General features: G+C 68.2%; 24 protein-coding genes and 1 pseudogene. 14 read left to right on the top strand and 11 right to left on the bottom strand.

Features of this window, described 5'->3' with window-relative positions:
• Window positions 1–18: 18 nt before the first annotated feature.
• Window positions 19–1,026, top strand: a complete 1,008-nt coding sequence (locus tag DID98_RS15525; RefSeq protein ID WP_124521443.1) for an aldo/keto reductase — start codon at window positions 19–21, stop codon at window positions 1,024–1,026.
• Between the two features lie 227 nt (window positions 1,027–1,253).
• On the opposite strand, the gene DID98_RS15520 is transcribed toward DID98_RS15525, so the two are convergent.
• Both DID98_RS15520 and DID98_RS15510 read right to left on the bottom strand, forming a co-directional pair.
• Window positions 1,254–1,484 carry a hypothetical protein gene (locus tag DID98_RS15520; protein WP_124485119.1) on the bottom strand — a complete coding sequence of 77 codons (231 nt, stop codon included), beginning with the start codon at window positions 1,482–1,484 and terminating at the stop codon, window positions 1,254–1,256.
• Window positions 1,485–1,763: 279 nt separating this feature from the next.
• Complete coding sequence (locus DID98_RS15510) at window positions 1,764–2,669, bottom strand: hypothetical protein (RefSeq protein ID WP_124521439.1); 906 nt, start codon at window positions 2,667–2,669, stop codon at window positions 1,764–1,766.
• A gap of 78 nt (window positions 2,670–2,747) precedes the next feature.
• Here DID98_RS15510 and DID98_RS15505 point away from each other — a divergent pair, with 78 nt between their 5' ends.
• Together DID98_RS15505 and DID98_RS15500 are read left to right on the top strand one after the other, a co-directional pair.
• Window positions 2,748–3,086 carry a helix-turn-helix transcriptional regulator gene (locus tag DID98_RS15505; protein WP_044844401.1) on the top strand — a complete coding sequence of 113 codons (339 nt, stop codon included), beginning with the start codon at window positions 2,748–2,750 and terminating at the stop codon, window positions 3,084–3,086.
• A 621-nt stretch (window positions 3,087–3,707) separates the two neighbouring features.
• A complete protein-coding gene (locus tag DID98_RS15500) occupies window positions 3,708–5,660 on the top strand; it encodes a Xaa-Pro dipeptidyl-peptidase (RefSeq protein WP_124521437.1) in 1,953 nt (650 codons plus the stop codon).
• 151 nt (window positions 5,661–5,811) lie between these two features.
• Here the strand turns inward: DID98_RS15500 and DID98_RS35830 are convergent.
• Window positions 5,812–5,943 (bottom strand): annotated as a pseudogene (locus tag DID98_RS35830) (Zn-dependent hydrolase); the annotation flags it as partial.
• A 178-nt stretch (window positions 5,944–6,121) separates the two neighbouring features.
• Window positions 6,122–7,051, bottom strand: a complete 930-nt coding sequence (locus DID98_RS15495; RefSeq protein WP_124521435.1) for a 2-hydroxyacid dehydrogenase — start codon at window positions 7,049–7,051, stop codon at window positions 6,122–6,124.
• 166 nt (window positions 7,052–7,217) lie between these two features.
• Here DID98_RS15495 and DID98_RS15490 point away from each other — a divergent pair, with 166 nt between their 5' ends.
• From DID98_RS15490 to DID98_RS15470, 5 genes are all read left to right on the top strand, one after another.
• Window positions 7,218–8,141, top strand: coding sequence for an ABC transporter substrate-binding protein (locus tag DID98_RS15490; protein ID WP_044844405.1), 924 nt, complete (start codon window positions 7,218–7,220; stop codon window positions 8,139–8,141).
• Entirely contained in the window at window positions 8,138–9,316 is a 1,179-nt protein-coding gene (locus DID98_RS15485) for an ABC transporter permease (RefSeq protein WP_124521433.1), read from the top strand. Before DID98_RS15490 ends, DID98_RS15485 begins: the two co-directional genes overlap by 4 nt.
• On the top strand, window positions 9,313–10,251 hold the full coding sequence (locus DID98_RS15480) for an ABC transporter ATP-binding protein (protein ID WP_124521431.1): 939 nt from the start codon (window positions 9,313–9,315) through the stop codon (window positions 10,249–10,251). The genes DID98_RS15485 and DID98_RS15480 overlap by 4 nt, the downstream gene beginning before the upstream one ends.
• Window positions 10,248–11,021, top strand: coding sequence for an ABC transporter permease (locus DID98_RS15475; protein WP_124521429.1), 774 nt, complete (start codon window positions 10,248–10,250; stop codon window positions 11,019–11,021). The genes DID98_RS15480 and DID98_RS15475 overlap by 4 nt, the downstream gene beginning before the upstream one ends.
• Window positions 11,022–11,261: 240 nt before the next feature.
• The gene (locus tag DID98_RS15470; RefSeq protein WP_124521427.1) at window positions 11,262–11,930 is read left to right on the top strand and encodes a lytic transglycosylase domain-containing protein; all 669 of its coding nucleotides are present in this window, start codon (window positions 11,262–11,264) and stop codon (window positions 11,928–11,930) included.
• A gap of 65 nt (window positions 11,931–11,995) precedes the next feature.
• Here DID98_RS15470 and DID98_RS15465 read toward each other — a convergent pair whose 3' ends face one another.
• Window positions 11,996–12,871: a LysR family transcriptional regulator gene (locus DID98_RS15465; RefSeq protein ID WP_124521425.1), complete on the bottom strand. Its 876-nt coding sequence runs from the start codon at window positions 12,869–12,871 to the stop codon at window positions 11,996–11,998.
• A 169-nt stretch (window positions 12,872–13,040) separates the two neighbouring features.
• Here DID98_RS15465 and DID98_RS15460 point away from each other — a divergent pair, with 169 nt between their 5' ends.
• Window positions 13,041–14,153: an alkene reductase gene (locus DID98_RS15460; RefSeq protein ID WP_124521424.1), complete on the top strand. Its 1,113-nt coding sequence runs from the start codon at window positions 13,041–13,043 to the stop codon at window positions 14,151–14,153.
• Window positions 14,154–14,396: 243 nt separating this feature from the next.
• On the opposite strand, the gene DID98_RS15455 is transcribed toward DID98_RS15460, so the two are convergent.
• From DID98_RS15455 to DID98_RS15430, 6 genes are read right to left on the bottom strand one after another with little or no spacing between them, the layout of a single operon-like run.
• Complete coding sequence (locus tag DID98_RS15455; RefSeq protein ID WP_006749884.1) at window positions 14,397–14,837, bottom strand: dihydroneopterin aldolase; 441 nt, start codon at window positions 14,835–14,837, stop codon at window positions 14,397–14,399.
• Window positions 14,834–15,463 (bottom strand): sarcosine oxidase subunit gamma, encoded by a 630-nt coding sequence (locus tag DID98_RS15450; protein ID WP_044844412.1) that lies wholly within the window; start codon window positions 15,461–15,463, stop codon window positions 14,834–14,836. Before DID98_RS15450 ends, DID98_RS15455 begins: the two co-directional genes overlap by 4 nt.
• Entirely contained in the window at window positions 15,453–18,464 is a 3,012-nt protein-coding gene (locus DID98_RS15445) for a sarcosine oxidase subunit alpha family protein (protein ID WP_044844413.1), read from the bottom strand. Before DID98_RS15445 ends, DID98_RS15450 begins: the two co-directional genes overlap by 11 nt.
• Entirely contained in the window at window positions 18,461–18,760 is a 300-nt protein-coding gene (locus tag DID98_RS15440; protein ID WP_124485108.1) for a sarcosine oxidase subunit delta, read from the bottom strand. The genes DID98_RS15445 and DID98_RS15440 overlap by 4 nt, the downstream gene beginning before the upstream one ends.
• A 26-nt stretch (window positions 18,761–18,786) precedes the next feature.
• Window positions 18,787–20,031, bottom strand: coding sequence for a sarcosine oxidase subunit beta family protein (locus tag DID98_RS15435; protein WP_034180813.1), 1,245 nt, complete (start codon window positions 20,029–20,031; stop codon window positions 18,787–18,789).
• A gap of 15 nt (window positions 20,032–20,046) precedes the next feature.
• Window positions 20,047–21,432 carry an L-serine ammonia-lyase gene (locus tag DID98_RS15430; RefSeq protein ID WP_124521422.1) on the bottom strand — a complete coding sequence of 462 codons (1,386 nt, stop codon included), beginning with the start codon at window positions 21,430–21,432 and terminating at the stop codon, window positions 20,047–20,049.
• Window positions 21,433–21,673: 241 nt separating this feature from the next.
• Here DID98_RS15430 and DID98_RS15425 point away from each other — a divergent pair, with 241 nt between their 5' ends.
• The 5 genes from DID98_RS15425 to DID98_RS15405 all read left to right on the top strand — a co-directional run bounded on the left by DID98_RS15425 (window position 21,674) and on the right by DID98_RS15405 (window position 26,659).
• Window positions 21,674–22,747 (top strand): GlxA family transcriptional regulator, encoded by a 1,074-nt coding sequence (locus tag DID98_RS15425; protein ID WP_124521420.1) that lies wholly within the window; start codon window positions 21,674–21,676, stop codon window positions 22,745–22,747.
• Between the two features lie 296 nt (window positions 22,748–23,043).
• The gene (locus DID98_RS15420; protein ID WP_044844417.1) at window positions 23,044–23,748 is read left to right on the top strand and encodes a FadR/GntR family transcriptional regulator; all 705 of its coding nucleotides are present in this window, start codon (window positions 23,044–23,046) and stop codon (window positions 23,746–23,748) included.
• Between the two features lie 76 nt (window positions 23,749–23,824).
• Window positions 23,825–24,715 carry an L-threonate dehydrogenase gene (gene ltnD / locus DID98_RS15415; protein ID WP_124521418.1) on the top strand — a complete coding sequence of 297 codons (891 nt, stop codon included), beginning with the start codon at window positions 23,825–23,827 and terminating at the stop codon, window positions 24,713–24,715.
• Window positions 24,716–24,734: 19 nt separating this feature from the next.
• Window positions 24,735–26,021: a 3-oxo-tetronate kinase gene (gene otnK, locus DID98_RS15410; RefSeq protein ID WP_124521416.1), complete on the top strand. Its 1,287-nt coding sequence runs from the start codon at window positions 24,735–24,737 to the stop codon at window positions 26,019–26,021.
• Window positions 26,021–26,659: an aldolase gene (locus tag DID98_RS15405; protein ID WP_124485393.1), complete on the top strand. Its 639-nt coding sequence runs from the start codon at window positions 26,021–26,023 to the stop codon at window positions 26,657–26,659. The genes otnK and DID98_RS15405 overlap by 1 nt, the downstream gene beginning before the upstream one ends.
• Window positions 26,660–26,684: the final 25 nt, after the last annotated feature.

The following is a 26,684-nucleotide window of genomic DNA, read 5'->3' as shown; positions in this document are numbered from 1 at the left end:
CCCGCATGGAGCTTCACCATGGATTACCGCTATCTCGGGCGCAGCGCGCTGAAAGTGTCGCCGCTGTGTCTCGGCGCGATGATGTTCGGCGGCGAGACCGACGAAGCGACGTCGACGCGCATCATCGACAAGGCGTTCGACCAGGGCATCAACTTCATCGACACGGCCGACGTCTATCACGCCGGACGCTCGGAACAAATCGTCGGCCGTGCGATCGCGCGGCATCGCGACAGGTGGGTCGTCGCGACGAAGTTCGGCTTTCCGGCCGGTCCGGACGCGGGGCCGAACCGTCAAGGCCAGTCGCGCAAATGGATCTGCGAATCGGTCGACGCGAGCCTGAAGCGGCTCGGCACCGATTACATCGACATCCTCTATTTCCACCGCGCGCTGACCGATGCGCCGCTCGAAGAAGGGATGCGCGCGGTGGCAGACCTGATCCGGCAAGGCAAGGTGCGCTACGTCGGGCTGTCGAACTTCAAGGGCTGGCGCATCGCCGAGATCGTGCGCCTCGCCGACCAGCTCGGCATCGATCGCCCAGTGGCGAGCGAACCGTTGTACAACCTCGTCGATCGCACGGCCGAGGTCGAACAGTTGCCGGCGGCCGCGCATTACGGCATCGGCGTCGTGCCGTACAGCCCGCTCGCGCGTGGCGTGCTGACCGGCAAATACACGCCCGGCGCGCAGCCGCCCGCCGATTCGCGCGCGGGCCGTGGCGACCGGCGCATCCAGCAGACGGAATGGCGGCCCGAGTCGCTGCACATCGCGCGGCAGGTGGCCGAGCACGCGGCCGCGCGCGGCACGACGTCGGTCGCGTTCGCGCTCGCCTGGGTGATGAAGAACCGGATCGTCAGCTCGACGATCGCCGGGCCGCGCACCGAAGCGCACTGGGACAGCTACATCGATGCGTTGACGCTCGAACTCGGCCCCGACGACGAACGCTTCGTCGATTCGCTGGTGCCGCCCGGACATGCGTCGACACACGGGTACACGGATCCCGGTTATCCGGTCGAAGGGCGGAAGGTTTGATGTTCGTCTGCTGAAACCGGGTGCGCGCCGCCCGACTGCACGATGCGACGGGTGTAATGGCCGGTTGGCGGAGGATGAGCGACTGACATGCCGGACGTTGTCGTCCGGCATGCTGGTACGTCGGCACGCCAACGAACGTCGCATGACGCGGCGAAACGATCAGAACGAAAAACGGCAGACAACCGCGGCCGAAGCAAAAGCAGAGGCCGCGAATTCAGTTCAGTTGTTCAGTTGCCGCGCGCGGCGTCGGCGCCCACCACGCGATCGAAGAATTCCTGCGCGCGCGCCAGTTCGTCGAGCGCGCGATCGAGGCGCGACATCGCAAGTGCATAGTCGGCCGACGAGATGTCGTCGTCGCTTTCGCCGCGCACGGCGCGAAACGCCTGGTCGACGTTGCGCGTCGCCTCGACGAAGCGTTGCGCGGCCCGGGCTTCCCGCGAACAGGTGTGGGTCGACATCGACACTTCTCCCTCAGGGTTGCTGTGTGAAGCAAGCCGACGCCCAGTGTGCGTGGTGCGCATGTCGGCGGCGTGAACGACGGCAAGCCGCCTGTCGATGCACGGCCACCGCGCGGCACGCTTCGTGGCGATTGTCGCTCCGCACCCGCCGATCCGCTACGGCGAGATTGCAACAAATTCTTGCGCGCGCCGAGATGGCGGCCACACGCATGCGCGTCGTTGCACGCGCATTCATCTGCCCTGCCTCGCGTCACGCGCCGCGCACCGGCGGCGCGAACGTCATGCGCGCCCGATGCGCGGATGCGCGAGACCGCCGAACGCGGCCGCTTCGCCGGGCGACAGATCGAACAGATCGCCGGTGAGCTCGCCCGGATGCTCGGCCGCGGGCCGGCTGCGCAGCCGCGCGACATGCGTGGGCGCGACGTAGGCAGCCGCCGTTTCGATCGGCGGCACGTCGAACAGGTCGCGCGTGACGCCGCGCACGGCATCCGTCGGCGAACGGCCGCGCAAGCGCGCGACCAGTTCGACGAAGCGGTCGAAATCGCCGGCGCGCGTCGCCTTGTTCACTTCGGCGAGATCGCGCGCCTTCAGCACGCACGGCTGTGCGAGCCGCACGAAATACGGTGCCTCGAGTTCGACCGACAGCGCGAGCGGATAGCTCTTGCCGGTTTGTTCCTTCGCGCGCCCGATGCAGTCGACCACGGCCGCGCCCTGCGCGACGCCGAGCGGCTTGCCCGTGCTCACGCTGCGCAGGTGATCGGGGCACACGCGCAGTTGCGTGCCGACCGTCAGCGCGGTGGACGATGCGCAGACGAGCGCGTAGTGCTGTTCGCGACGCCGGCCCGACGGCAGCGTCGCGCGGCTTGCAATGAACGTGTGCGGCGGCAGCGGCCGCACCTGGCCGCTGGCGTCGACCCAGGCATTCCACAGCAGCGCGTCCTCGCGCTTGCGCTCGCCCGGCCGCGTGCGCGACGCAACCGGCGAGAACAGCGCGAGCAGCGAGCCCGTGCGATGCGCGGCGACTTGCGCGCTGCTGCCGAGCGGCTGGTTGATGCCCCACAGAAAACGCCCGCCTCCGAGCCGGCGCTCCCATTCCTTGCGGAGCACGACGGTCGGCAGTTCCTCGCCGGACTCGGTACCGATCTTCGTCCAGCAGAACGTGGGAGGGAGGTGTTTCAGTGTCATCAACTTTCTCGGGATACAGCCTCGCTGGTGACAGCAAGCCCATTCAACAACCGTAACTGTATAGGTATAATGCATCGTATGGAAGCCCCGGATCACGATTTTCCTGTACAAGACCTGTTACGCCGTCTGATGGCGGACACGCGCTCGTCCAGCGAAATTGCGCGACTTTCCGGGGTCAGCCAGCCGACCGTGTCGCGGCTGCGGCTGTCGAACGGGCATCGGCTGCGGCGCAGCGCGCCATTCAACAAGCTATGCAGTTTCTACGGCGTCGATACCGGCCCGGCGCGCCGCCGCTACAACGACCTGCTGCGCGACGCGATCGTCGACGCGTGGGACGGCTCCGACGAGCACGGGCGCGCACTGCTGGTCGTGATTCAAGGGTTGAAGGATCTGCAGGCGAAGGCGGATGACGGGTGACGGCGCGCGCGGGCGTTGATCAATGGAAGGAAGACCGGGAGCATCCGGCGATGCGGGCGGTGGCGAATGCGATTCGTCACCGCCCGTTTTGCTTGGGGCGACAGGACGCGAAGCAACGGCAAGCGCGTCGCCGCACATGCGCGAGGTCATCGCACTATGCGCGCCGCATCGGCATGCGCATCGAAACTTTTTTACCTACAGTTAAAAAAGTTTGACACGCCGTTTTCGCTGAGATAACTTTTGCGCAAGCTTCCGGAAAGCAAACGCGAACCGGCAAGCCATCACGATGCGCGGCGCGGCCGAAACCGCCGATCCGTTTCATTCCGTCGCCGCACGCGCGTCGCGTCGTGTTTTTTCGCAGCGCAGCACCGCAGCTCGCAACATCCCCGTCTCATCGAATGATGTCGTTCCGTTTCATCTGGAAGGACGCGTGGCATGCGCGCATTTGATTCGTAGTCCTGCATGACTGCAATGCACTGCCGCCGCTTTCCGGCCGGGATCGCGCCCGGCGTTGTCCCGATGGTGCAGTTTCCCCTTCGTCGCATGCAGTAATCGGCCCGGCCCGCAGGGGGCGTATCGCGGAACGGTCGTATCCACACAATCAAAAGAACGAGGTCGGCAATGCAATTTCATATCAGAGGATCGCGCAGCGCATGGCTACCCGCGCTCGTTGCGGCCGCGACGCTCGCCGCGTGCGGCGGTGACGACGGCGGCAGCGTGGCAGGCGTCTCCGCGCTCGCGCAAAATCAACAGGACGAGGCCGCTGCATCGGCGGCCGGCGCTCAATCGCTCGCAGCGCGCGTGTCGCCGTCCGGCGTCCCGTACGCGAACCCGGCGAGCGGCGGACGCTACAAACCGGTGATCAGCAACGGCCAGGTACAGCCGTCGCTGTCGGGCGGCACGATCGAGGAAAACGCGTGGATCGACACGCCGGTCGACTCCGACGGCGACGGCACGCGCGACCGCATTCACGTGCGCATCGTGCGTCCGTCCGAAACCGCCAACGGCGCGCGCACGCCGGTCATCGTGCTCGCGAGCCCGTACTACGCGGGGCTTGCCGACAGCCCGAACCACGATGTCGACGTCGAGCTCGACGGCTCGCCGCATCCCGTTGCGACGGCCGCCGCCCCCGGCAGCACGTCCACGCGGATCATGGCCGCCGCGCCGCAAGTGCGGATGCTGCAGCAGCTCGAGGCGGCCGCGGCCGGCCGTTCGTGGATCGAGGGCTACTTCATTCCGCGCGGCTTCACCATCGTCTATGCGGACTCGCTCGGCACCGCCGGCTCCGACGGCTGCCCGACGATCCTCACGCGCGACGAATCCGTCGCGATGGCGTCGGTGATCCGCTGGCTCGGCCGCGATGCGACCGCGAAGGATGCGAGCGGCAAGGCAGTCGTCGCGAGCTGGTCGACGGGCCACGTCGGCATGTACGGCGTGTCGTACGACGGCACGCTGCCGAAGATGGTCGCGAGCCTGCGCACCCGCGGGCTCGATGCGATCGTGCCGATTGCCGGGTTGTCCAACATGTACGGCTACTATCGCTCGGGCGGCCTCGTGCGCGCGCCGCAGGGCTATCAGGGCGAGGACGTCGACGTCTACATCAAGGCGCTGCTGACGAATGCGCATCCGGAGCGCTGCACGCACCTGGTCGACGAAGCGCTGCAGCAGGAAGACCGCAAGACGGGCGACTATTCGCCGTTCTGGGCCGCGCGCGACATCCCGACCGAGCGCGCCGTCGCGCCGGCACTCGTCGCGCAAGGGTTGACCGACGACAACGTGCGCGTCGACCAGTCGACGTCGTGGTATCTCGCGATGCGGCGTCAGGGCGTGCCGACGCAGCTGTGGCTGCATCGCCTGAAGCACACCGACCCGACCCGCGTGCCGGCGATGGCCGATGCGTGGACCGCCGAGGTGAACCGCTGGTTCACGCGCTACCTGATCGGCGTCGACAACGGCGTCGAACGCGATCCGCGCGCGGTGGTCGCGCAGGCCGACGGCACGCTGCTGAAGGAAACCGACTGGGCCGCGCGGCGCGCCACGCCGGTCGCGTATTTCGCGGGCGGCGACGGCACGGGCACCGGCACGCTGTCGCGGCTGCCGAGCGGCGGCCCGCTCGCGCGCTTCACCGACGATGCGTCGATTCCCGCGCTCACGCTGGCGAACGCGCCGACCGGCGAGCATCGCAGCCGCTTCGAGACGACTCCGTTCACGACCGCGACGCGCCTGTCCGGCTCCGCGACCGCCCGCGTGCGGCTGACCTTCACCGGCGTCGCGAACGTGACGGCGCTGCTGGTCGACCGCGCACCGGACGGCACGGCGACGATCGTCTCGCGGGCATGGACCGATCCGCGCAACCGCGTGTCGGACTGGATCTCGGCGCCGGTGCTGCCGGGCATGCCGTATGACCTGAAGCTGACGTTCATGCCGCGCGACTACACGCTCGAAGCGGGTCACAGGCTCGGCCTCGTCGTGCTGTCGAGCGACAACGAGGCGACGCTGCGGCCGGCACCGGGCACGGGGCTCGCGCTCGACCCGGCAGGAACGTCGGTGACGGTGCCGCTGGTGTCGTCCTGACCCGGCGCACGCAAAACGGGCGCGGTGGCCCAAAGGATGCGCGTGCGATCGTGAACGATCGCACGCGCCCGAATCCACACGAAACGCACCCTGGGCGCCACGCGGCGATGCTGCACCGTTGCGTGGCGCCGTTCTTCATCGGCAACGCGGCTCAGCCCGCCGCAAGACGCCTGGGCACGACATCCGGCCACACGTTCGCGCGCTCGACGAGTTGATCGTCGCCGGTATGTTCGCGGGGTTGGCGGCCGACCCCGCCGCGCCTCGGCACGAAGGGTACGGCAGCGATAGTCATCGATCGTCTCCATGAACGGCACACGTCCGGCAGCAGCCGGACGGCATGGAGTGCGATGTCATTGCAGCGGGATCGACGTTCCGGCGCCGAATGGCCGGCCATGATGCGAATTTTTCCGATTTTCGCGTGCGGGTTGCGGATACATGCCCGCGCGCCGCACGGACCACACTCACAGCGGCGTCAGCACCGCCTCCCCGGCGAAATGCCGCGCCGCATTGTCGAGAAACTGCTGGACCGAGCGATCGAGCGCCTCCGGCGACCAGCCGCCCATGTGCGGCGTCAACACGATATTGTCGAGCGCCGTCAGCGCGCGCGGCGGCTCCGGCTCGCCTTCGTACACGTCGAGCCCCGCGCCCGCGATGCGCCGTTCGCTCAGCGCATCCGCCAAAGCGGCGGTATCGACAACGCTGCCGCGCGACACGTTGACGAGAAACCCGCCGGGGCCGAGCGCATCGAGCACCGCGCGGTCGATCAGGTGACGCGTGCCCGCGCCGCCCGGCGTCGCGACGATCAGGAAATCGGCCCATTGCGCGAGCGCCTCGACGCGCTCGAAATAGCGATACGGAACATCTTTCCCGGAACGGTTGTGATAACCGATCTCGATGTCGAAGCCGGCCGCGCGCCGCGCGCATTTCTCGCCGATCTTGCCGAGCCCGACGATACCGAGCTTCTTGCCCGACACGTTCGGCGGCATCGGCAGCGCGTCGCGCCATACGCCCGCGCGGGTCTTCGCATCGAGTTGCACGACGTTGCGCACCGCCGCCAGCAGCAGCGCGAACGCATGATCGGCAACGCAATCGTCGTTGGTGCCCGCGCCCGTCACCACGGTGATGCCGCGCGCCTTCGCATGCGCGACGTCGATGTGCTCGTAGCCGGCGCCGAGCGCGCTGACGAACGTGAGCTGCGGCAGACGATCGATTTCGGCGGCTGTCAGGCCCGTGCTGCCGTTGGTCAACACCGCGCGAATCGTGCGGCCGTGTTCGGCGATCGCGCGCTCGCGTTCCTCGGCGGTCGGTGCATGGTGGACGTCGTACGACGCGGCGATCTGGCGGTGCGCGTCGTCGCGCAGCGCGATAAGGACCAGTAGCTCGGGTTTCATGTCAGCAAGTGTCCGCAGGCGGGAATGCGCTCCAGTGTAACAACGGCGTGCGACGCATGCGGGTTACCCCCACGCGTGCTGTGGACGTGCCGCCGCACGCGGTTTGCCAAAGCCGACTCAGTCAAGTAACTTTCGGCGTACGTCCCCGTTCTGGAGAAAGGCCCCGATGAAGCTCGCCCTGCCCGCCCGCATCCTGGGCCTCGCGTTCGCCGCCGCAGTCGTCGCACCCGGCGCGCACGCCGACACGCCCGTCGTGGTGTCATCGAAAATCGACACCGAAGGCAACCTGCTCGGCAACGTCATCGCACAGGTGCTGAAGGCCCACGGCATCCCCGTCACCGAAAAGATCGCGCTCGGCACGACCCCGATCGTGCGCAAGGCGCTCACGAGCGGCGAGATCGACATCTACCCCGAATACACGGGCAACGCGGCGTTCTTCTTCAACAAGGCCGACGATCCCCTGTGGAAGAACGCGAGCCAGGGCTACGACACCGCGAAGAAGCTCGACTACGCGGCGAACCATCTCGTCTGGCTGACGCCGGCGCCCGCGAACAACACGTGGGGCGTCGCCGTGCTCGCGCCGGTCGCGCAAGCGCAGCACCTGAAGACCTTCTCCGACTTCGGCAAGTGGATCGCGGGCGGCGGCAAGCTGAAGCTCGCGGCATCGGCCGAGTTCGTGAACAGCGCGTCCGCGCTGCCGTCGTTCGAAAAGGCATACGGCTTCAAGCTGAAACCCGATCAGCTCGTCGTGCTGTCGGGCGGCGACACGGCCGCGACGATCAAGGCCGCCGCGAACCAGACCGACGGCGTAAACGCGGCGATGGTGTACGGCACCGATGGCGGCATCTCGTCGAGCGGCCTCGTCGTGCTCGACGACGACAAGCACGTGCAGCCCGTCTATGCGCCGACGCCAGTGATTCGCGAAGCCGTGCTGAACGCGCATCCGCAAATCGCCGACTTCCTGAAACCCGTGTTCGCGAGCCTCGACCTGAAGACGCTGCAGACGCTGAACGCGCGCATCCAGATCAACGGCGAACCGGCGGCCGGCGTGGCCAAAAGTTACCTGAAGTCGAAAGGCTTCGTTAAGTGACGGGTCGCGCGGTGGCGTCCGCGCGACGCATCACGCTCGACAAGGTCGGTATCCTGATCGGTGTCCTGACGATCGTGGCGGTGTTCGGCATGCCGTTCATGGTGCTGCGGCCGAACCGCATCGCGGCCGGCACGGGGCTGTCGGTATTCGCCGCGCTGCCCGCCGTGCAGGGTGCCGCGCTCGCCGCGCTGTGGCTCGTCGGCGCGTTGTGGGCGATGACGGCGAGCCGTCCCGCCTGGCGGCTCGCGGCCGGCTGCACGTGGCTCGCGACGCTGGCCTACGCGGTCGGTGCGGCCGCGACGCACGCCGTCGCCGCCGACGACGCGCTCGCACGCGTGTCGCCCGCGGCGGGCGTGTGGCTGCTGCTGTTCGCGTGGGCCGTGCTCGTCGCCGACGCGCTCGCGCGGCTCGCCTTCGGCCCGTGGCGACGCCTCGTCGCGCTCGCCGTCGCCATGGCAGCGATATCGCTGCCGCTCGCGAGCGGCTGGTGGGACGGCCTGTCCGTGATGCGCGAATACGCGGTGCGCAGCGACGACTTCTGGCGCGAGGCGATCCGGCACGTCGCGCTCGCGGGCGGCTCGGTCGCGGCCGCGCTCGTCGCGGGCCTGCCGCTCGGCATCGCGTGCGCGCGGGTCGCGCCGGTGCGCACCGTCGTGATGCCGGTGCTCAATATCGTGCAGACGATCCCGAGCATCGCGATGTACGGGCTGATGATGGCGCCGCTCGGCCTGCTCGCCGCGCACGTGCCGCTCGCGGCCGCGCTCGGCATCCGCGGGATCGGCGTCGCGCCGGCCGTGCTCGCGCTGTTTCTCTACTCGCTGCTGCCGATCGCGTCGAGCGTCGTGGTCGGGCTCGAGCAGGTGCCGCCGCACGTGACCGAAGCAGCACGCGCGATGGGCATGACGCGCGCGCAGCGGCTGCTGCGCGTCGATCTCGTGCTCGCGTTGCCGGTGATCCTGAGCGGCGTGCGCATCGTGCTGGTGCAGAACATCGGCCTGACCGCGGTCGCCGCGCTGATCGGCGGCGGCGGGTTCGGCATCTTCATCTTCCAGGGAATCGGGCAATCGGCCGCCGATCTCGTGCTGCTCGGCGCGATCCCGACGATCGCGCTCGCGCTGGCGGCCGCCGTCGTGTTCGAAGCCGCGACCACGCTCGCGAAGGGACGTACCGCATGATCGAGATCGAACGCATCGGCAAACGCTTCGGCGACGTCGTCGCCGTCGACGACGTATCGATGACGATGAAGCAAGGCACGATCACCGCGCTCGTCGGCGCATCGGGCAGCGGCAAGTCGACGCTGCTGCGGATGATCAACCGGCTGATCGCGCCGACCGGCGGCACGATCCGCATCGACGGCGTCGACACCGCGAGCGTGCCGCCCGAGCAGCTGCGGCGTCGCATCGGCTACGTGATCCAGGGGCACGGCCTGTTCCCGCACTGGAGCGTCGCGCGCAATATCGCGACCGTGCCGCGCCTGCTCGGCTGGCCGGCCGAGCGCATCGACGCACGCGTGCGCGAACTGCTCGACCTGTTTCATCTCGCGCCGTCCGAATTCGCGGACAAGCTGCCGCACGAACTGTCGGGCGGCCAGCAGCAGCGCGTCGGCGTCGCGCGCGCGCTCGCGGCCGAGCCCGCGATGCTGCTGATGGACGAGCCGTTCGGCGCCCTCGATCCGATCATCCGCAACAAGGCTCAAGACGATCTGTACGCACTGCAGCGCCGCCTCGGCATCACGGTCGTGATCGTCACGCACGATATCGAGGAAGCGCTGAAGCTCGGCGACACGATCGCGGTGATGGACGGCGGCCGGCTGCTGCAGGTCGCGTCGCCGGCCGAGATTCTCGGCAAGCCGGCGGCGGGTGTCGTCGAACAGCTCGTCGCCGGCGTCGACCGGCCGCTGCGCCTGCTCGCGCTGACGCCGATCGACGCGGTGGCCGAGCCCGGTCACGCCGACGGCGAACCGATCGCCGCGACACGCACGCTGCGCGACGCGGTGTCCGAACTGCTGTGGCGCGGAGCGGACGCATTGCCGGTCGAAGGCGGCAACGGGCACGCCGTGCGCCGCATCACGCTCGACGCGATCCGCGCGCACGCGAGGAAGCCCGCATGACGACGCGGCCCGCGCGTTCGCACTCGTCCCGGCCGCGGCGGCTGCCCGCGCATGTCGCGCGCGCGGTCGCGCTCGCGCTGCTGCTCGTGCTGCTGTTGCGCCCCGCGTGGCTGCAGGGCGTGTTCGCGCCGTTCGCGGACAACGGCGCGCCGGTCATCTACGATCGCGCGAGCCTGCTCGATCTCACGCTCGCGCATCTCGGCACCGTCGCGCTGTCGAGCCTGCTCGGCACGCTGATCGCGGTCGCGGCCGGGATCGCGGTCACGCGGCCGTCCGGCGCGGATTTCCTGCCGGTCGCGCGCAGCGTCGTCGACATCGGCCAGACCTTTCCGCCCGTCGCGGTGCTCGCGCTCGCGGTACCGGCCGTCGGCTTCGGGTTGAAACCCGTGCTGATCGCGCTCGTGCTGTACGGGCTCCTGCCGGTTTTCGAGAGCACGATCGCGGGGCTCGAGGACGTGCCGCGCGACGTCGTCGACGCCGCGCGCGGGATGGGGATGAGCGGCTGGCAGCAGCTGGTGTCGGTCGAGCTGCCGCTCGCGTTTCCGGTGATCGTGAACGGCATCCGGCTCGCGGTCGTGATCAATCTCGGCACCGCGACGATCGGCTCGACGGTTGCCGCGCGCGGGCTCGGCGACGTGATCATCGCGGGCCTGCAGACGTCGAACACCGCGTTCGTGCTGCAGGGCGGCGTGATCGTCGGGCTGCTCGCGGTGCTGGTCAGCGATGCGATCGGGGCGATCGCGCGGGTGGCGGGCGCGCGGCGGGCGTAGCACGCGGCAGGCGGCAGGCGGATTACGCACCCGCAGTCGCTGCGTCGCGGGAGAAAAAGGGGGCGCGAAAAATGCCGGACGGGCTTCCTCCGGACTCCGATGCGTGTTCGTGCAACGATCCCGTCTGCGCGCCGCGCGCATCGATACAAGCCTACATCGTGCTTTCATTCGAGCCTGCGCTCGAACGCGTACCACGATTGGCCGATATACTATGCGCCTCTCATTTCCCCGCACTCCACCATGCGACGACGGTTTCTCTGGCTGATCGTGCTTTCGCTCGGCATTGCGCAACAGGCCTCGGCGCAGCAGGTGCCAACGCTGCCTGCCTCCGCGCCCGAAGCGGCCGCATCCGCGCCGGCCGAGGCCTCCGCCCCGCTCGCGAACGATCAGCCGAACGAAGCAAACCGCCGCATCACCTCCTACCTGACGAAGAAATTCGGCGTCGCGAAAGAGCGCGCCGCGAAGCTCGCCGACATCGTGAGCGTCACTGCGACGAAATATTCGCTGCCTCCGGCACTCGTTTACGCGATTATCTCGATCGAATCGCGCTTTCAGGAAAAAGCGCGCGGCCAGCATGGCGCGACCGGGCTGATGCAGGTCGTGCCGGCAGCACACCGCGGCATGCTGCGCGACGTGAAGGACCTCACCGAGCCGAATGCGAACGTCGAAGCGGGCTCCAAGATCCTGTCGGGCTATGTGCGGGCGGCCGGTGGCAACGTGCAAGCCGGGCTGAGGAGTTATGGCGGCTCCAACGCGTATGCGGCGAAGGTGATGCAGCGCGTCGACGCGTTCCGCTTCGTGCTCGATCCCGACGACGGTACGAATACCGCGAGCGACGGGAAGGCACGCATGGTGCCGGTCAGCGATCCGTCCGCCGCGGCGCCGGCAGCGAAGCGTAACGGGAAGTAAGCGCACGGCACACCGTACGAGCGTCTCCTGAAGCAGCTCGACACACCGCCGCACACGCTCCCGCATCACTCCCGCGCGAAATGCGCGCGCAAGAATTCGATGAAAACCTGCGTCTTCGCGGGCAGCAACCGCGTTTCCGTCATCGCGTAGACGGGCACCGGCGTGCCCTCCCAGTCGGGCAGCACGCGGCGCAGCCGGCCGGCCGCCACATCATCGGCCACCACTTCCTCCGGCAACTGGATGATTCCCGCGCCGTGCACGGCCAGCTGCCGGTTCATGCCGACGCTGTTCACGACAAACCGACTGCCCACCGGCACCTCGACCGTGCGCTCGCCGCAGAGCAGCGTCCATGCGGCAACGCGTTGTACGCTCATGCACTGGTGCCGCGTCAGGTCGGCCGGTTCGAGCGGCTCGCCCGCGCGGTCGAGATAACGCGGCGACGCATACAGGCAGTTGCGGAACGTCGCGAGCCGCCGTGCGACGAGTTGCGAGTCCGCGGATTCGCCGATGCGGATCGCGACGTCGAACGGCTCGCTGACGAGATCGACGCGCCGCGACGTCAGTTCAAAATCGAACGTCAGCTTCGGATACCGTGCCGCGAATTCGACGATCAGCGGCGTCAGGTAGATCACCGCGAAATCGACCGGAAACGACGCGCGCAGCACGCCCGACGGTTCGGCCAGCAGCTCGCCGAGCTGCTCGTGCGCGAGCCGCGCCTCGTCGACGATCCGCTTGCAGCGCGCGAAATACAGCTGTCCGGCCTCCGTGAGTTCGATCCGGCGCGTCGTGCGATGCAGCAAGCGCAGGCCGATGGCCTTTTCCAGCGCGGCGATCCGCCGCGACAGCGTCGAGTTCGGCATGCCCAGCGTGTCGGCGGCGCTGCGGAAGCCGCGCGCCTTCACGACCTCCACGAACAGCGCCATGTCGTTCAGCAGTTCCATGCGGAATGCTCCACCAATGGATCAATGTTCTCCACGATACCCGGTTTATCTCGAAAAGGAAGCAATGGATGATGCAGACGTGGGCGCGAGGCCGGCGCAACGTGCGCGGTGAGCGCCCGATGCGGCATCGCCCCGATGACGCATTCCGAACTTCGATGAGGAAAACGAGATGAAACCCCTGTTCGTTTCGGCACGTGCCGATGAAGAAGATACGCAGCAACTGTTCGCCCCGGTCCGCGTCGGCCGGTACACGCTCGACAACCGACTCGTGATGGCGCCGATGACGCGCAGCCGCGCCGCATTCGACGGCACGCCCGGCATATTGGCCGCCGAGTATTACGCGCAGCGCGCCGGCCTCGGGCTGATCGTTACCGAGGGCACGCAGCCGTCGGACGACGGCCAGGGCTACCTGACGACGCCGGGCATTTATACCGACGCGCACGTCGCCGGCTGGAAGACGATCAGCGACGACGTGCACGCACGCGGCGGCCGGCTGTTCATCCAGTTGATGCACGTGGGCCGCATGTCGCACCCCGACAACACACCGCATCACCGGCCGGGCGTCGCGCCGTCGGCGATTGCACCGGGCGTGCCGATGTTCACCGCGACGGGCATGCAGGAGATTCCGGTGCCGCGCGCGCTGACGACTGCCGAGGTGCGCGACACCGTGAACGACTTCCGCTTCGCCGCGCGGCGCGCGATCGAAGCCGGCGCCGACGGCGTCGAGATCCACGGTGCGAACGGGTATCTGGTCCAGCAGTTCTTCGCGCCGAACGCCAATACGCGGACCGACGCATACGGCGGATCGATCGAGCATCGCGCCCGGTTCGCGATCGAAGTCGCCGCGGCGATCGCCGACGAGATCGGCGCGGACCGCACCGCGATCCGCCTGTCGCCCGGCACCACGCTGTGGGGCATCGACGAAGGTCCGGACAGCGCCGACCTGTACCGCTACCTCGCGACGCAGCTCGACGCGCTCGGCCTCGCGTATCTGCACGTGATGCACCAGGGTGACGAGTCGCTGCTCGCGGATCTGCGCGCGCGCTGGCGCGGCACGCTGATTCTCAATCGCCCGGGCCGCGCGCGCGATTCGATCGGCGCCGACGTAGCAGCGGGTCTCGCCGATCTCGAAGCGTACGGGCAGATGGTGCTCGCGAATCCGGATTTCGTGACGCGCGTGAAGACGGGCGCGCCATTGAACGACGCGCAGCGCGCCACGTTCTTCGGCGGCGATGCGCGCGGGTATGTCGACTATCCGGCGTTGAGCGGCGCGGCGGCGTGACGGAGTCGCGTGAGGCCGTCGCCGCGACATGCCGGAATGGTGTCGCGGCGATGGCCGGGGAGCCCCGTGCCATCAGCCGAACGGAACGACCGGATCGCGCATTGTTCCGACATTTCAGGAATAAAGGCGGCGATGGCCCGCAACCGGCCATTGTTCTGCTATTTCAGGAATTAAAAACAAAACGGCGACGCCTCCGCGCCGCCGTCTCGCACTGACCGGATCCCGCCGACCAGCCCTACCCGCTCAAAGCTGCCCCGCCGCCCCCGTCCACCGCAGGTAATCCCCGCGCGTCCAGTCGAGCGACACGCCCACGCGCTTCGTCCCCGGCCGGATCTTCGGCTTGTACATCGACAGCGTCAGCGACTCCAGCGCGGGCCATTCGCGGAACGACAGCACCGCGAGATCGGCGACGAGCGTCTCCAGCAGCCGCGTATGCGGCTTGTGCGACAGGAACGACGCGACGCGCGCGCAGTAGCCGTCGTAGTCGATCCACTCGCCCTGCTCGCTCGGCTCGCAGCGATACCCGAGCCGCGCATCGATCACGATCGGCTGCGGCGCCTCGTGCTCGTGCGCGTGGATGCCGATCCGCGCGGGCACCTTCAGTTCGTCGACGAACACGCTCCAGCCACGCCCGCGCAGGCGCGGCGCGTCGATCGCCACGAACGGTTCGTCGAACGGCTTCATGATGCGAGCGGCGCCGCGGCGTCGAGCATGATGCGCACGAAATAGTCGGCGAAGCTGCGGCGCAGGACGATCTCGAACGTATCGTCGCCGGTCGGGATCAGCGTGATCGGCGACTTGAAGTAGTGCGACTGCGCGCACTGGCCCGGCTTCAGCACGCGCGGATGCAGGTCGAGCGGGCAGCCGCGCGCGATCACGTCGCGCACGCGTTCGCCGCTGACCTCGACGACCGTGTAGCCGCTGCCGACGTCGACGGCCGCCGCATACGAACCCTGCACGGCCTCCGCGAGTTGCGCCTCGAGCACGCCCGCCTGCACGGGCCCGTTCGAGCGCACGAGCCACTCGTCGGGACCGAGCCACAGCACGTCGTACTCGGCGCCGCGCGCGACCGTGTTCGGCACCGCCGGCGGCCGGCAGCCGACCACGCGCTCGAACGCGCTGACGAATGCCGGGTCGCTCAGCTCGCCGCGCACGTTCACGAGATCGAGGAACGGCCGCTCGCGCAGCGTGAACTTCTTCGATGCGCGTGCCTGGTGCAGCTTCAGCACATCGGCCGCGCCGACGAACGGCGATTCAAGCGTCACGCCCGCGCCCGCCACCGGCGTCTGGTTTCTCGTTTCATTCCACATGCTGGCGCACCCCTTCGGTATCGTAGAAAACCGGGCTCGAGATCTTCGCGGTGATGCGCTTGCCGTTGGCCAGCGGAATCACGACGCTCTCGCCCATCTTGTTCAGGCCGCCCTTCACCACCGCCAGCGCAATCGAGCGCTTCAGGATCGGGCTGTAATAACTCGACGTCACGTGGCCGATCATCGGCGTCGGATCGACCGCCGACACCTGCGTGTCCTTCGCGATGATCTGCGCGCCTTCCGGCAGCACGAACTGTTCGTCCTCGGTCAGCAGGCCGACGAACTGCTTGCGGCCTTCCTTCGACGTATCGGAGCGCGACAGCGAACGCTTGCCGAGGAAGTCCTTCGACTTCGCGACGAGCCCGCCCATCCCGAGGTCGTACGGCGTGATCGAGCCGTCGGTGTCCTGGCCGACGATGATGTAGCCCTTCTCCGCGCGCAGCACGTGCATCGTTTCCGTGCCGTACGGCGTGATGTCGAACTCGGCACCCGCTGCCATCAGCGCTTCCCACACCGCGCGGCCCGCGTTGGCCGGCACGTTCACTTCATAGGCGAGCTCGCCCGAGAAGCTGATCCGCATCACGCGCGCCTTCGCGCCCGCGACGGTACCGTTCCGGTAGCTCATGAACGGGAACGCGTCGTTGCCGAAGTCGATGTCCTGGCAGACCTTCTGCACGACCTTGCGGCTCTTCGGGCCGACCACCGCGAACGTCGCCCAGTGATCGGTGACGGACGCGAGCCGCACCTTCATGTCGGGCCATTCGGTCTGCAGCCAGCGCTCGAGCCACGTGAGGACGCGCGCCGCGCCGCCGGTGGTCGTCGTCATCATGAAATGCTGGTCGGCGAGGCGCACCGTCACGCCGTCGTCGAACACCATCCCGTTTTCGTCGAGCATCAGCCCGTAGCGGCACTTGCCGATCTCGAGCTTGTTCCACGGGTTCGTGTACATCCAGTTCAGCAGCTTCACCGCGTCCGGACCCTGGATGTCGATCTTGCCGAGCGTCGACGCGTCGAGGATGCCGACGCCGTTGCGCACCGCGAGGCATTCGCGCTTCACGGCCGCATGCAGGTCCTCGCCCTTCTTCGGGAAGTACCACGGCCGCTTCCAGTTGCCGACGTCCTCGAACATCGCACCGTGCTCGACGTGCCATTCGTGCACGGCCGTCTTGCGGATCGGGTCGAGGAAGTCGCCCGTCTCGCGGCCCGCGAACGTACCGAACGACACGGGCGTGTAGTTCGGGCGGAACGTCGTCGTGCCCGTTTCCGGAATCGTCTTGCCGAGCGCCTGCGCGAGGATCGCCATCCCGTTGATGTTGCCGAGCTTGCCCTGGTCGGTACCGAAGCCCATCGCGGTGTAGCGCTTCACGTGCTCGACCGACTCGAAGCCTTCACGCGCGGCCAGCAGGATGTCGGCGGCCGCCACGTCGTTCTGGAAGTCGACGAACTGCTTCGGCCCGCGTGCGGCGGCCTCGCGGCTGCCGACGAGCCACAACGGCTGCAGCGCACCTTCGACGGTTTCCGCGACCTGCGGCGCGACGGGGCGCTGCGCGGCCGTGAAGCCCGCGGCCTTCGCCGCTTCGGCGCCCGCGTCGACCGCGAGCCGCAGCGCACGGGCGAGACCGAACTCGCCCGCGGCCGCACCGACGCTCGCTTCGGCCTGCACGGGCTTGCCCGGCAGGAAACACGCCTTCTCGTCGCTCCAGCACGCCTTGCCGCCCGACTGCGCAAACAGGTGCAGCACCGGGCTGAAGCCGCCCGACATCGCGACGAGGTCGCACGGCAGCGACTGCAGCTTGCCGCCGGTCTGGCCGTTCGAGTAGGACGCGACGTCGACCGACGATACGCGCCACTTGCCCGAAGCGGCCGTCACGACCGCACCGCTCATCACCGTCACGCCCTGCCGCTTCGCGGCCGCGGGCAGCGCGCCGTTCGACGACGCACGCGAATCGACGACGGTCACCTTCGCACCGCATGCCTTCAGGTCGAGCGCGGTCTGGTACGCACGGTCGTTGTTCGTGAACACGACCACGTTGCGGCCCGGCAGCACGCCGTAGCGATGCACGTAGGTGGACACCGCGCCGGCGAGCATCACGCCCGGCAGGTCGTTGTTGCCGAACACGATCGGACGCTCGTGCGCGCCGGTCGCGAGGATCACGCGCTTCGCGCGGACCTTCCACAGCAGCTCGCGCGTGCCCTTGCGCATCGACACCGGCTGGTGATCGGTCAGGCGCTGCGTGACCGTCACGAGGTTGTGGTCCTGGTAGCCGAACGCCGTGCTGCGCGACAGGATCGTCACGTCGGGCAGCTTGCGCAGCTCGGCCTCGATCTTCTCGACCCATTGCAGCGCGGGCTTCGCGTCGATTTCCGCGCGGCACGACAGCAGGCTGCCGCCGAGTTCGCGCTGGTCGTCGACGAGGATCACGCGTGCGCCGGCGATCGCTGCCGCATGCGCGGCGGCGAGGCCCGACGGGCCACCGCCGACCACGAGCACGTCGCAGTGCGCGTAGCATTTGTCGTAGCGATCGGCGTCGAGCACTTCGGGCGCCTTGCCGAGGCCGGCGGCCTCGCGGATCTTCTCTTCGTACTTCGGCCACATGTTGCGCGGCCACATGAAGGTCTTGTAGTAGAAGCCGGCCGGCATGAAGCGCGAGAACTTCTGGTTGATCGCGTACTTGTCGTTCTCGAGCGACGGCTCGGCGTTCACGCTCGTCGCGACGAGGCCCTGGTACAGCTCGATCTCGGTCGCACGCGCGTTCGGCACCGTGTACGGGCCGGTTTCGAGCTGCACGACGGCATTCGGTTCCGCGACGTCGGCCGTCACGATCCCGCGCGGACGGTGGTACTTGAAGCTGCGCGCGACGAAGTGCACGCCGTTCGCGAGCAGCGCGGACGCGAGCGTGTCGCCCTGGAAGCCCTGGTACGTGCGGCCGTTGAACGTGAACGTCAACGGAATCGCGCGATTGATGCGGCCACCGGTGCCGAGGCGGTCTTTCTGGCTCATTTGCTCGTGCCCTCTTCGTGTGCGTTGCCGGCAGCTGCGCCACCGAACTTTTCGTAGCCCTTGATATCGTAGGTCACCGTGTCGCGCGTCACCTTGAACCAGCGGCGGCAGCCCTGCGTGTGCAGCCATTGCTCCTTGTGCAGGCCGCGCTTGTTCTCGCGCATGAACACGTATTCGCCCCATTCGCGGTCGGTCATGGTCTCGTTCGCGACCGGGCGCACGATGTCGGCTTCACCGCCGCACGTGAACTCGGATTCGGCGCGCGGCCCGCACCACGGACATTCGATCAGCAACATGTTTCTTTCTCCAATGGTCGTCGGGTTTAGTGCGCAACGGCGGCAGCGCCGTGTTCGTCGATCAGGTGGCCCGTGTAGAAGCGGTCGAGCGCGAACGGGGCGTTCAGCGGGTGCGGTTCGTCGCGGGCGATCGTGTGCGCGAACACCCAGCCCGAGCCCGGCGTCGCCTTGAAGCCGCCGGTACCCCAGCCGCAGTTGAAATAGAGGCCCTTCACGTCGGTCTTGGTGATGATCGGGCAGGCGTCCGGCGACACGTCGACGATGCCGCCCCACTGGCGGTTCATCCGCACGCGCGAGAACACCGGGAACATCTCGATGATCGCCTGCAGCGTGCTCTCGATGATGTGGAAGCTGCCGCGCTGGCCGAAGCCCGTGTACTGGTCGATACCCGCGCCGATCACGAGGTCGCCCTTGTCGGACTGGCTGATGTACGCGTGCACCGCGTTCGACATGATCACCGAGTTCACCACCGGCTTGATCGGCTCGGACACGAGCGCCTGCAGCGGGTGGCTTTCGATCGGCAGGCGCACGCCGGCCATGTCGGCGAGCGTCGTCGTGTTGCCGGCTGCGACCACCGCGACCTTCTTCGCCTTGATGAAGCCCTTCACCGTGTCGACGCCGACCACCGCGCCGCCTTCGCGGCGAATGCCCGTCACCTGGCAGTTCTGGATGATGTCGACGCCGGCGCGGTCGGCGCCGCGCGCGAAGCCCCAGGCCACCGCGTCGTGACGCGCGACGCCCGCACGGCGCTGGATCGAGGCGCCGAGCACCGGGTAGCGGCTGTTCAGGTTGATCGTCGGCTCGATTTCCTTGATCTGCGCGGGCGTCAGGAATTCGGCGTCGACGCCGTTCAGGCGGTTCGCGTTCACGCGACGCTCGGTGTCACGCACGTCCTGCAGCGTGTGCGCGAGGTTCATCACGCCGCGCTGGCTGAACATCACGTTGTAGTTGAGGTCCTGCGACAGCCCTTCCCACAGCTTCATCGCCTTCTCGTACAGCGCGGCCGATTCGTCCCACAGGTAGTTCGAGCGCACGATCGTCGTGTTGCGCGCGGTGTTGCCGCCGCCGATCCAGCCCTTCTCGAGGATCGCGACGTTCGTGATGCCATGCTCCTTCGCGAGGTAGTACGCGGTCGCGAGGCCGTGGCCGCCGCCGCCGACGATCACGACGTCGTATTCCTTCTTCGGTTCCGGGCTCTTCCACTGCTTTTCCCAGTTCTCGTGATACGAGAGGCCGTTGCGGAACAGGCTGAATATCGAGTAGCGGCTCATGTTAGTGATCCTTCGTTAGCATTCGATGACGTTCACGGCAAGACCGCCGCGCGACGTTTCCTTGTATTTCGTCTTCATGTCGGCCCCCGTCTCGCGCATCGTCTTGATCACCGAATCAAGCGAGACGTAGTGCTGGCCGTTACCCTTGAGCGCCATGCGCGACGCGTTCAGCGCCTTGATCGCGCCCATCGCGTTGCGTTCGATGCACGGAATCTGCACGAGCCCGCCGACCGGATCGCAGGTCATGCCGAGGTTGTGCTCCATGCCGATCTCGGCCGCGTTCTCGACCTGGTCAGGCGTGCCGCCCATCACCGCGGCCAGCGCGGCGGCGGCCATCGAGCACGCGACGCCCACTTCGCCCTGGCAGCCGACTTCCGCGCCGGAGATCGACGCCGTTTCCTTGTAGATGATCCCGATCGCCGCGGCCGTCAGCAGGAATTCGACGATGCCGGCTTCGTTCGAGCCCGGCACGAACTTCACGTAGTAGTGCAGCACCGCGGGAATCACGCCGGCCGCGCCGTTGGTCGGCGCGGTGACGACCCGGCCGCCCGCCGCGTTCTCCTCGTTGACGGCCATCGCGTACAGGTTGACCCAGTCGAGCATCGACAGCGGATCGCGCAGCGACTCCTCCGAACGCGCGCGCAGGCGCCCGTTCAGTTCGGCCGCGCGGCGCTTCACGCGCATCGGGCCCGGCAGTTCGCCCTCGACCTTGCAGCCGCGCTCGACGCACGCGGCCATCGTGCGCCAGATCGCGAGCAGCCCGGCGCGCACTTCGTCGGCCGGCCGCAGCGCGCATTCGTTGCGCAGCATCAGTTCGGCGATCGACAGCCCGTGTTCGCGGCACTGGCGCATCAGGTCGTCGCCGGTGCGGAACGGATACGGCACCTCGACCGCCGCGCGCACGCCGTTCACGCGATCGCCGTCGCGATTCACGACGAAGCCGCCGCCGACCGAGTAATACTCTTTCTCGACGAGCAGCTGGCCGTGCTCGTCGAACGCCTGGAAGCGCATCCCGTTCGGATGCACGATGCTCGTGCCGCTCATCAGCTTGCGGTAGAAGCCGATGTTCTCCTTCTCGTCGAAGCGGATCGTCTGCTTGCCGAGCAGCGCCAGCGACTTCTCCGCGCGGATCGCCGCGAGCCGCGGCTCGATCAGGTCCGGATCGATCGTGTCCGGCAGGTGGCCCTCGAGGCCGAGCAGCACCGCCTTGTCGGTGCCGTGGCCCTTGCCCGTTGCACCGAGCGAGCCGTATAGTTCGACCCGCACGCGGCGCACGAAGCCGAGCAGGTTCGCGTCCTCGATGTGCGACGCGAAGCGGCACGCGGCGATCATCGGGCCGACCGTATGCGAACTGGACGGGCCGATGCCGATCTTGAACAGGTCGAACGCGCTGACGTTCATCTGGCTTCCTCTGGGTGGGCGTACGTGAAATGTCGTTGGCATCAGTACATCAAAGCGTAAAAGTGGCCGATAGAACAAAAACGGCATCGGCGTGGGATACCGCCGCCAAGCCCCGCGCAGGACGGCCGGAAAGTGCGTTTTGACGATGATCGGCGACGCAAAACCACAAGTCGGCCGGCGCGCCCGCAAGCAGAGTGCAACAAGTGAGACCCGCCTTCCCGGCGTGACGAGATTGACCGCGATGACACCCGACGTACCCGCTTTCCCCCTCGCCGAACCTGCGCCGCGGCGCATCCGCTTCGGCATCGTGCTGCTGCCGAACTTCACGCTCACGGCCTTCTCGGGTTTCGTCGACATGCTGCGGCTGTCGGCCGACGACGGCGACTACAGCAAGCCGGTGCGCTGCGCGTGGAGCGTGATCGGCGAAACGCTGGCGCCGGTGCGCGCGAGCTGCGGGATCCAGATCACGCCGTGGGAAACCTTCGAGAGCGCCGAGCCGTTCGACTACGTGGTCGTGGTCGGCGGGCTGCTGCATTCGGGGCCGCAAGCCGGCCCCGAAACGCTCGAGTTCGTGCGCCGCGCGGCGGCGGACGGCGCGACGGTCGTCGGCATCTGCACGGGCGTGTTCACGCTGATGCGCGCGAACGTGCTCGACGGCTACCGCACCTGCGTGAGCTGGTTCCACTACTGGGATTTCATCGAGCGCTTCCCGAACGCCGATCCGGACCTGCTGATCGCCGATCGCCTGTTCGTGATCGACCGGCGCCGGATCACCTGCTCGGGCGGCCGTGCGTCGATCGACGTCGCCGCCGCGATCCTGCTGCGCCATTTCGACCATGCGACCGTGCAGAAGGCGCTGCGCATCCTGCTGGTCGGCGAGATGCAGAAAGGCAATGCGCCGCAGCCGCATCCGCCGGGCCTCGAGCCGGCCACGCATCCGAAGGTCAAGCGCGCGATTCTCCTGATGGAACAGCATGTCGGGCGCGCGCTGCCGCTCGAGGAACTCGCGTGCAAGCTGGACATGTCGACCCGCCAGCTCGAGCGGCTGTTCAAGGCCGAGACGGGCAAAAGCCCGCAGGCGTTCGCGAAGCAGGTGCGGCTGCGCACGGCCGCTTGGCTGCTGACCAGTTCCGACCGCACCGTCGCCGATATCGCGTCGAGCTGCGGGTTCGCCGACGCGTCGCACCTCGGCCGCGAGTTCCGCAAGCAGTTCGGCGTGCCGCCGGCGACCTATCGCGAGCGCGGCGGGGAAGTCGCGGAAGGCGGTATGTCGGCGGCGACCGATCCCGATCCCGTGGAAGACGTCGCCGACTGATTGACGATCACGCGCGCCGCCGGCGCGCGGCTTCGTTCTTCGTTCTTCGTTCTTCGTTCTTCGTTCTTCGCTCTTCACCCTTCGCCTCGGCCCCCGCCGTTCGCCCTTCACCTCCGCCCTCCCTTCGCCCGCCAACCGCACATCGAACCCGGCACGATCGCCACATTTCCCCGCCATTTGGAACCGGTTCCAATCAATTTGACCGACGTTGCAACTCATTGATCGAGGGTTATTCCGGATGCTGACGCACCTTCAAATTTGTATGATGACCACATCACCTTACAAACCAGAGCGCCATGTTCGAGAAAATTCCCGCCCGTGCGATGAGCGACCACGTCGCGCAGCAGCTGCTGAAGCAGATCGAAGCCGGCAGTTTCTCGGCCACCGGCAAGCTGCCGACGGAAGCCGTGCTCGCGCAGGAATTCGGCGTGAGCCGCACCGTGATCCGCGAGGCGATCTCGCGCCTGAAGAACGAAGGCGTGGTCGAGCCGCGCCAGGGCAGCGGCGTGTACGTGAACCAGCACGGCGCGATCCGGCCGCTGCGGATCGACTACGCGGAAGCCGTCGAGGCGAGCTCGCTGCCGCACCTGCTTGCGGTGCGCCGCGCGATCGAGGCTGAAGTCGCGGCCGAAGCCGCGCTGCATCACACCGCCGACGACATGGCCGACATCGACGACGCGCTGCGCAAGATCGACGATGCGGTGGCCGAAGGGCGCGACGGCGTCGCGGAAGACGTCGCGTTCCACCGCACGATCGCGGCCGTTACCGGCAACCCGTATTTCCTGAAGACGCTGCAGTTCCTGAACCAGTACCTCGAGGCCGGCGTGAAGGTCACGCGGCGCAACGAAGCGACGCGCGAGGATTTCTCGCGGCAGGTGCGCGACGAACACGCGGCGATCGCGGACGCGATCCGCGCACGCGACCCGATGGCGGCGCGCAACGCGGCACGCACGCACATGTACAACGCCGCGCGCCGCCTCGCGGAAGCCGGCATCTGTTGATGAACGAATGCGGCGGCCCGGGCCGAACCGGCGCCGTCGTTGTCCCGAACCTTTTCCGAATCGATCAAGGTTGACCATGTCACGAAATGTTGGAGTCATCGGCCTCGGCGCGATGGGCCTCGGCGTCGCCCGCTCGCTGCTGCGCGCGGGGTTCCGCGTGCACGCGTGCGACGTGCGCGACACCGTGCTGCAGGCATTCGCGGCCGAAGGCGGCGTGGCCTGCGCGAACCCGGCCGAACTCGGCGCGCAGTGCGACGTCGTCGTCACGCTCGTCGTCAATGCCGCGCAGACCGAAACGGTGCTGTTCGGCGAGCACGGCGCGGTCGCGGCGATGAAGCCGGGCGGCGTCGTGATCGCGAGCGCGACCGTCGCGCCCGACTTCGCGGTTGCGCTCGGCGCGCGCATCGAGGCCGCAGGCCTGCAGATGCTCGATGCGCCGGTGTCCGGCGGCGCCGCACGCGCGGCCTCCGGCGAGATGACGATGATGACGTCGGGCCCCGCCGCCGCGTATGCGGCCTGCGATGACGTGCTCGCCGCGATCGCCGGCAAGGTCTATCGCCTCGGCGACGCGCACGGCATCGGCTCGAAGGTGAAGATCATCAACCAGCTGCTGGCCGGCGTGCATATCGCGGCGGCCGCCGAGGCGATGGCGCTGGGCCTGCGCGAAGGCGTCGATGCCGACGCGCTGTACGACGTGATCACGCACAGCGCCGGCAACTCGTGGATGTTCGAGAACCGCGTGCCGCACATCCTGAACGGCGACTACACGCCGCTGTCGGCCGTCGACATCTTCGTGAAGGATCTCGGCCTCGTGCTCGATACCGCGCGCCGCAGCAAGTTCCCGCTGCCGCTGTCGGCCACCGCGCACCAGATGTTCATGAGCGCATCGAGCGCCGGCCACGGCGGCGAGGACGATTCCGCCGTGATCAAGACTTTCCCCGGCATCACGCTGCCGCCCGCCCGCTGATTCGAACGACGTTCCCGCCATGACCGCTTCCGCTTCCCGCCCCCTGCTCGGCTGCATCGCCGACGATTTCACCGGCGCGACCGATCTCGCGAACATGCTCGTCAAGAGCGGCATGCGTACCGTGCAGACGATCGGCGTGCCCGCCGGCGGCACCGCAATCGATGCCGACGCGATCGTCGTCGCGCTGAAGTCGCGCACGATTCCCGCCGCCGACGCCGTCGCGCAATCGCTTGCCGCCTACGAATGGTTGCGCGCGCAAGGGTGCCGCCAGTTCTTCTTCAAGTACTGTTCGACGTTCGATTCGACCGACGCGGGCAACATCGGGCCGGTGGCCGACGCGCTGCTCGATGCGGCCGGCGGCGACTTCACGATTGCGTGCCCGGCGTTCCCGGAGAACGGCCGCACGATCTATCGCGGCCACCTGTTCGTCGGCGACGTGCTGCTGAACGAATCGGGAATGGAGAACCACCCGCTCACGCCGATGAAGGACGCGAACCTCGTGCGCGTGCTGCAGCGGCAGACGAAGTCGCAAGTCGGCCTGATCCGCTACGACACGATCGCGCTGGGTGCGGCCGCCGTGCGCGAGCGGATCGAGCAGCTGCGCGCGGAAGGCGCGCGCTTCGCGATCGCGGACGCGCTGTCGGATCACGACCTCTACGTGCTCGGCGAAGCGTGCGCGGGCCTGCCGCTCGTCACCGGCGGCTCGGGCGTCGCGCTCGGCCTGCCCGCGAATTTCCGCCGCGTGGACCAACTGCCCGAGCGCGACAACGCAGCCTCGCTGCCGCAGATCGACGGATCGTCGGCGGTGCTCGCCGGCAGCGCGTCGAAGGCGACCAACGCACAGGTCGCCGCGTGGCGCGAAAGCCGGCCGAGCTTCCGGATCGATCCGCTCGCGGCCTCGCGCGGCGAACCCGTCGTCGACGCGGCACTCGCGTTCGCACGCTCGCACCTGCCGCAGCCCGTGCTGATCTACGCGACCGCGACGCCCGACGAAGTGAAGGCCGTCCAGCACGCGCTCGGCGTCGAAGCGGCCGGCCATCTCGTCGAAAGCACGCTCGCGGCGATCGCCCGCGGCCTGCGCGACCTCGGCGTGCGCAAGTTCGTCGTGGCCGGCGGCGAGACGTCCGGCGCGGTCGTGCAGGCGCTCGACGTGAAATCGCTGCAGATCGGCGCGCAGATCGATCCGGGCGTGCCGGCGACGGCCACCATCGACGCGCAGCCGCTCGGCCTCGCGCTGAAGTCCGGCAACTTCGGCACGGTGGACTTTTTCGACAAGGCGCTGCGCGCACTCGACGGAGCCGCATGATGAGTCACGAAGCGACACTGCGCGAAGAGATCTGCGTCGTCGGCGCGAGCCTGTATGCGCGCGGCCACGCGGTCGGCAGCGCCGGCAACATCAGCGCGCGCCTGGACGACGGCTGGTTGATCACGCCGACCGACGCGTGCCTCGGCCGCCTCGACCCGAACGACATCGCGAAGGTCGGCCTCGACGGCCAGCCGGTATCGGGCGGCAGGCCGTCGAAGACGCTTGCGCTTCATCGCGGGATCTACGCGCGCAACGCGCAAGCGCACGGCATCGTCCATACGCATTCGACGCACCTCGTCGCGCTGACGCTCGCGGGCGTGTGGCGCGACACCGACGTGCTGCCGCCGCTCACGCCGTACTACGTGATGAAGGTCGGCCACATTCCGCTGATCCGCTATCGCCGCCCCGGCGACCCGGCCGTCGCGGCCGAAGTCGCGGCGCTCGCCGACCAGGTGCGCGGCGTGCTGCTCGACCGCCTCGGCCCGGTGATGTGGGGTTCGTCGGTGTCGCACGCATCGTATGCGCTCGAGGAACTCGAGGAAACCGCGCGGCTGTGGCTGATGACGGACCCGAAGCCCGAGCCGCTGTCCGACGCCGCGCTCGACGAACTGCGCCAGGCCTTCGGCGCGCGCTGGTAACGCAACGCGTCGCGTATACGAATCA

It is taken from the genome of Burkholderia sp. Bp8984 (assembly GCF_003853755.1).
In the GTDB taxonomy this organism is placed as follows: Bacteria; Pseudomonadota; Gammaproteobacteria; order Burkholderiales; family Burkholderiaceae; genus Burkholderia.
The sequence above is the reverse complement of the archived record's forward strand: the minus strand, read 5'-3'. Positions and strand labels throughout refer to the sequence as shown.

Coding starts and splice junctions, on each gene's coding strand:
- DID98_RS15525 (WP_124521443.1), top strand. CDS start 19: ATGGATTACCGCTATCTCGGGCGCAGCGCGCTGAAAGTGTCGCCGCTG.
- DID98_RS15520 (WP_124485119.1), bottom strand. CDS start 1,484: ATGTCGACCCACACCTGTTCGCGGGAAGCCCGGGCCGCGCAACGCTTC.
- DID98_RS15510 (WP_124521439.1), bottom strand. CDS start 2,669: ATGACACTGAAACACCTCCCTCCCACGTTCTGCTGGACGAAGATCGGT.
- DID98_RS15505 (WP_044844401.1), top strand. CDS start 2,748: ATGGAAGCCCCGGATCACGATTTTCCTGTACAAGACCTGTTACGCCGT.
- DID98_RS15500 (WP_124521437.1), top strand. CDS start 3,708: ATGCAATTTCATATCAGAGGATCGCGCAGCGCATGGCTACCCGCGCTC.
- DID98_RS15495 (WP_124521435.1), bottom strand. CDS start 7,051: ATGAAACCCGAGCTACTGGTCCTTATCGCGCTGCGCGACGACGCGCAC.
- DID98_RS15490 (WP_044844405.1), top strand. CDS start 7,218: ATGAAGCTCGCCCTGCCCGCCCGCATCCTGGGCCTCGCGTTCGCCGCC.
- DID98_RS15480 (WP_124521431.1), top strand. CDS start 9,313: ATGATCGAGATCGAACGCATCGGCAAACGCTTCGGCGACGTCGTCGCC.
- DID98_RS15475 (WP_124521429.1), top strand. CDS start 10,248: ATGACGACGCGGCCCGCGCGTTCGCACTCGTCCCGGCCGCGGCGGCTG.
- DID98_RS15470 (WP_124521427.1), top strand. CDS start 11,262: ATGCGACGACGGTTTCTCTGGCTGATCGTGCTTTCGCTCGGCATTGCG.
- DID98_RS15465 (WP_124521425.1), bottom strand. CDS start 12,871: ATGGAACTGCTGAACGACATGGCGCTGTTCGTGGAGGTCGTGAAGGCG.
- DID98_RS15460 (WP_124521424.1), top strand. CDS start 13,041: ATGAAACCCCTGTTCGTTTCGGCACGTGCCGATGAAGAAGATACGCAG.
- DID98_RS15455 (WP_006749884.1), bottom strand. CDS start 14,837: ATGAAGCCGTTCGACGAACCGTTCGTGGCGATCGACGCGCCGCGCCTG.
- DID98_RS15450 (WP_044844412.1), bottom strand. CDS start 15,463: ATGTGGAATGAAACGAGAAACCAGACGCCGGTGGCGGGCGCGGGCGTG.
- DID98_RS15445 (WP_044844413.1), bottom strand. CDS start 18,464: ATGAGCCAGAAAGACCGCCTCGGCACCGGTGGCCGCATCAATCGCGCG.
- DID98_RS15440 (WP_124485108.1), bottom strand. CDS start 18,760: ATGTTGCTGATCGAATGTCCGTGGTGCGGGCCGCGCGCCGAATCCGAG.
- DID98_RS15435 (WP_034180813.1), bottom strand. CDS start 20,031: ATGAGCCGCTACTCGATATTCAGCCTGTTCCGCAACGGCCTCTCGTAT.
- DID98_RS15430 (WP_124521422.1), bottom strand. CDS start 21,432: ATGAACGTCAGCGCGTTCGACCTGTTCAAGATCGGCATCGGCCCGTCC.
- DID98_RS15425 (WP_124521420.1), top strand. CDS start 21,674: ATGACACCCGACGTACCCGCTTTCCCCCTCGCCGAACCTGCGCCGCGG.
- DID98_RS15420 (WP_044844417.1), top strand. CDS start 23,044: ATGTTCGAGAAAATTCCCGCCCGTGCGATGAGCGACCACGTCGCGCAG.
- ltnD (WP_124521418.1), top strand. CDS start 23,825: ATGTCACGAAATGTTGGAGTCATCGGCCTCGGCGCGATGGGCCTCGGC.
- otnK (WP_124521416.1), top strand. CDS start 24,735: ATGACCGCTTCCGCTTCCCGCCCCCTGCTCGGCTGCATCGCCGACGAT.
- DID98_RS15405 (WP_124485393.1), top strand. CDS start 26,021: ATGAGTCACGAAGCGACACTGCGCGAAGAGATCTGCGTCGTCGGCGCG.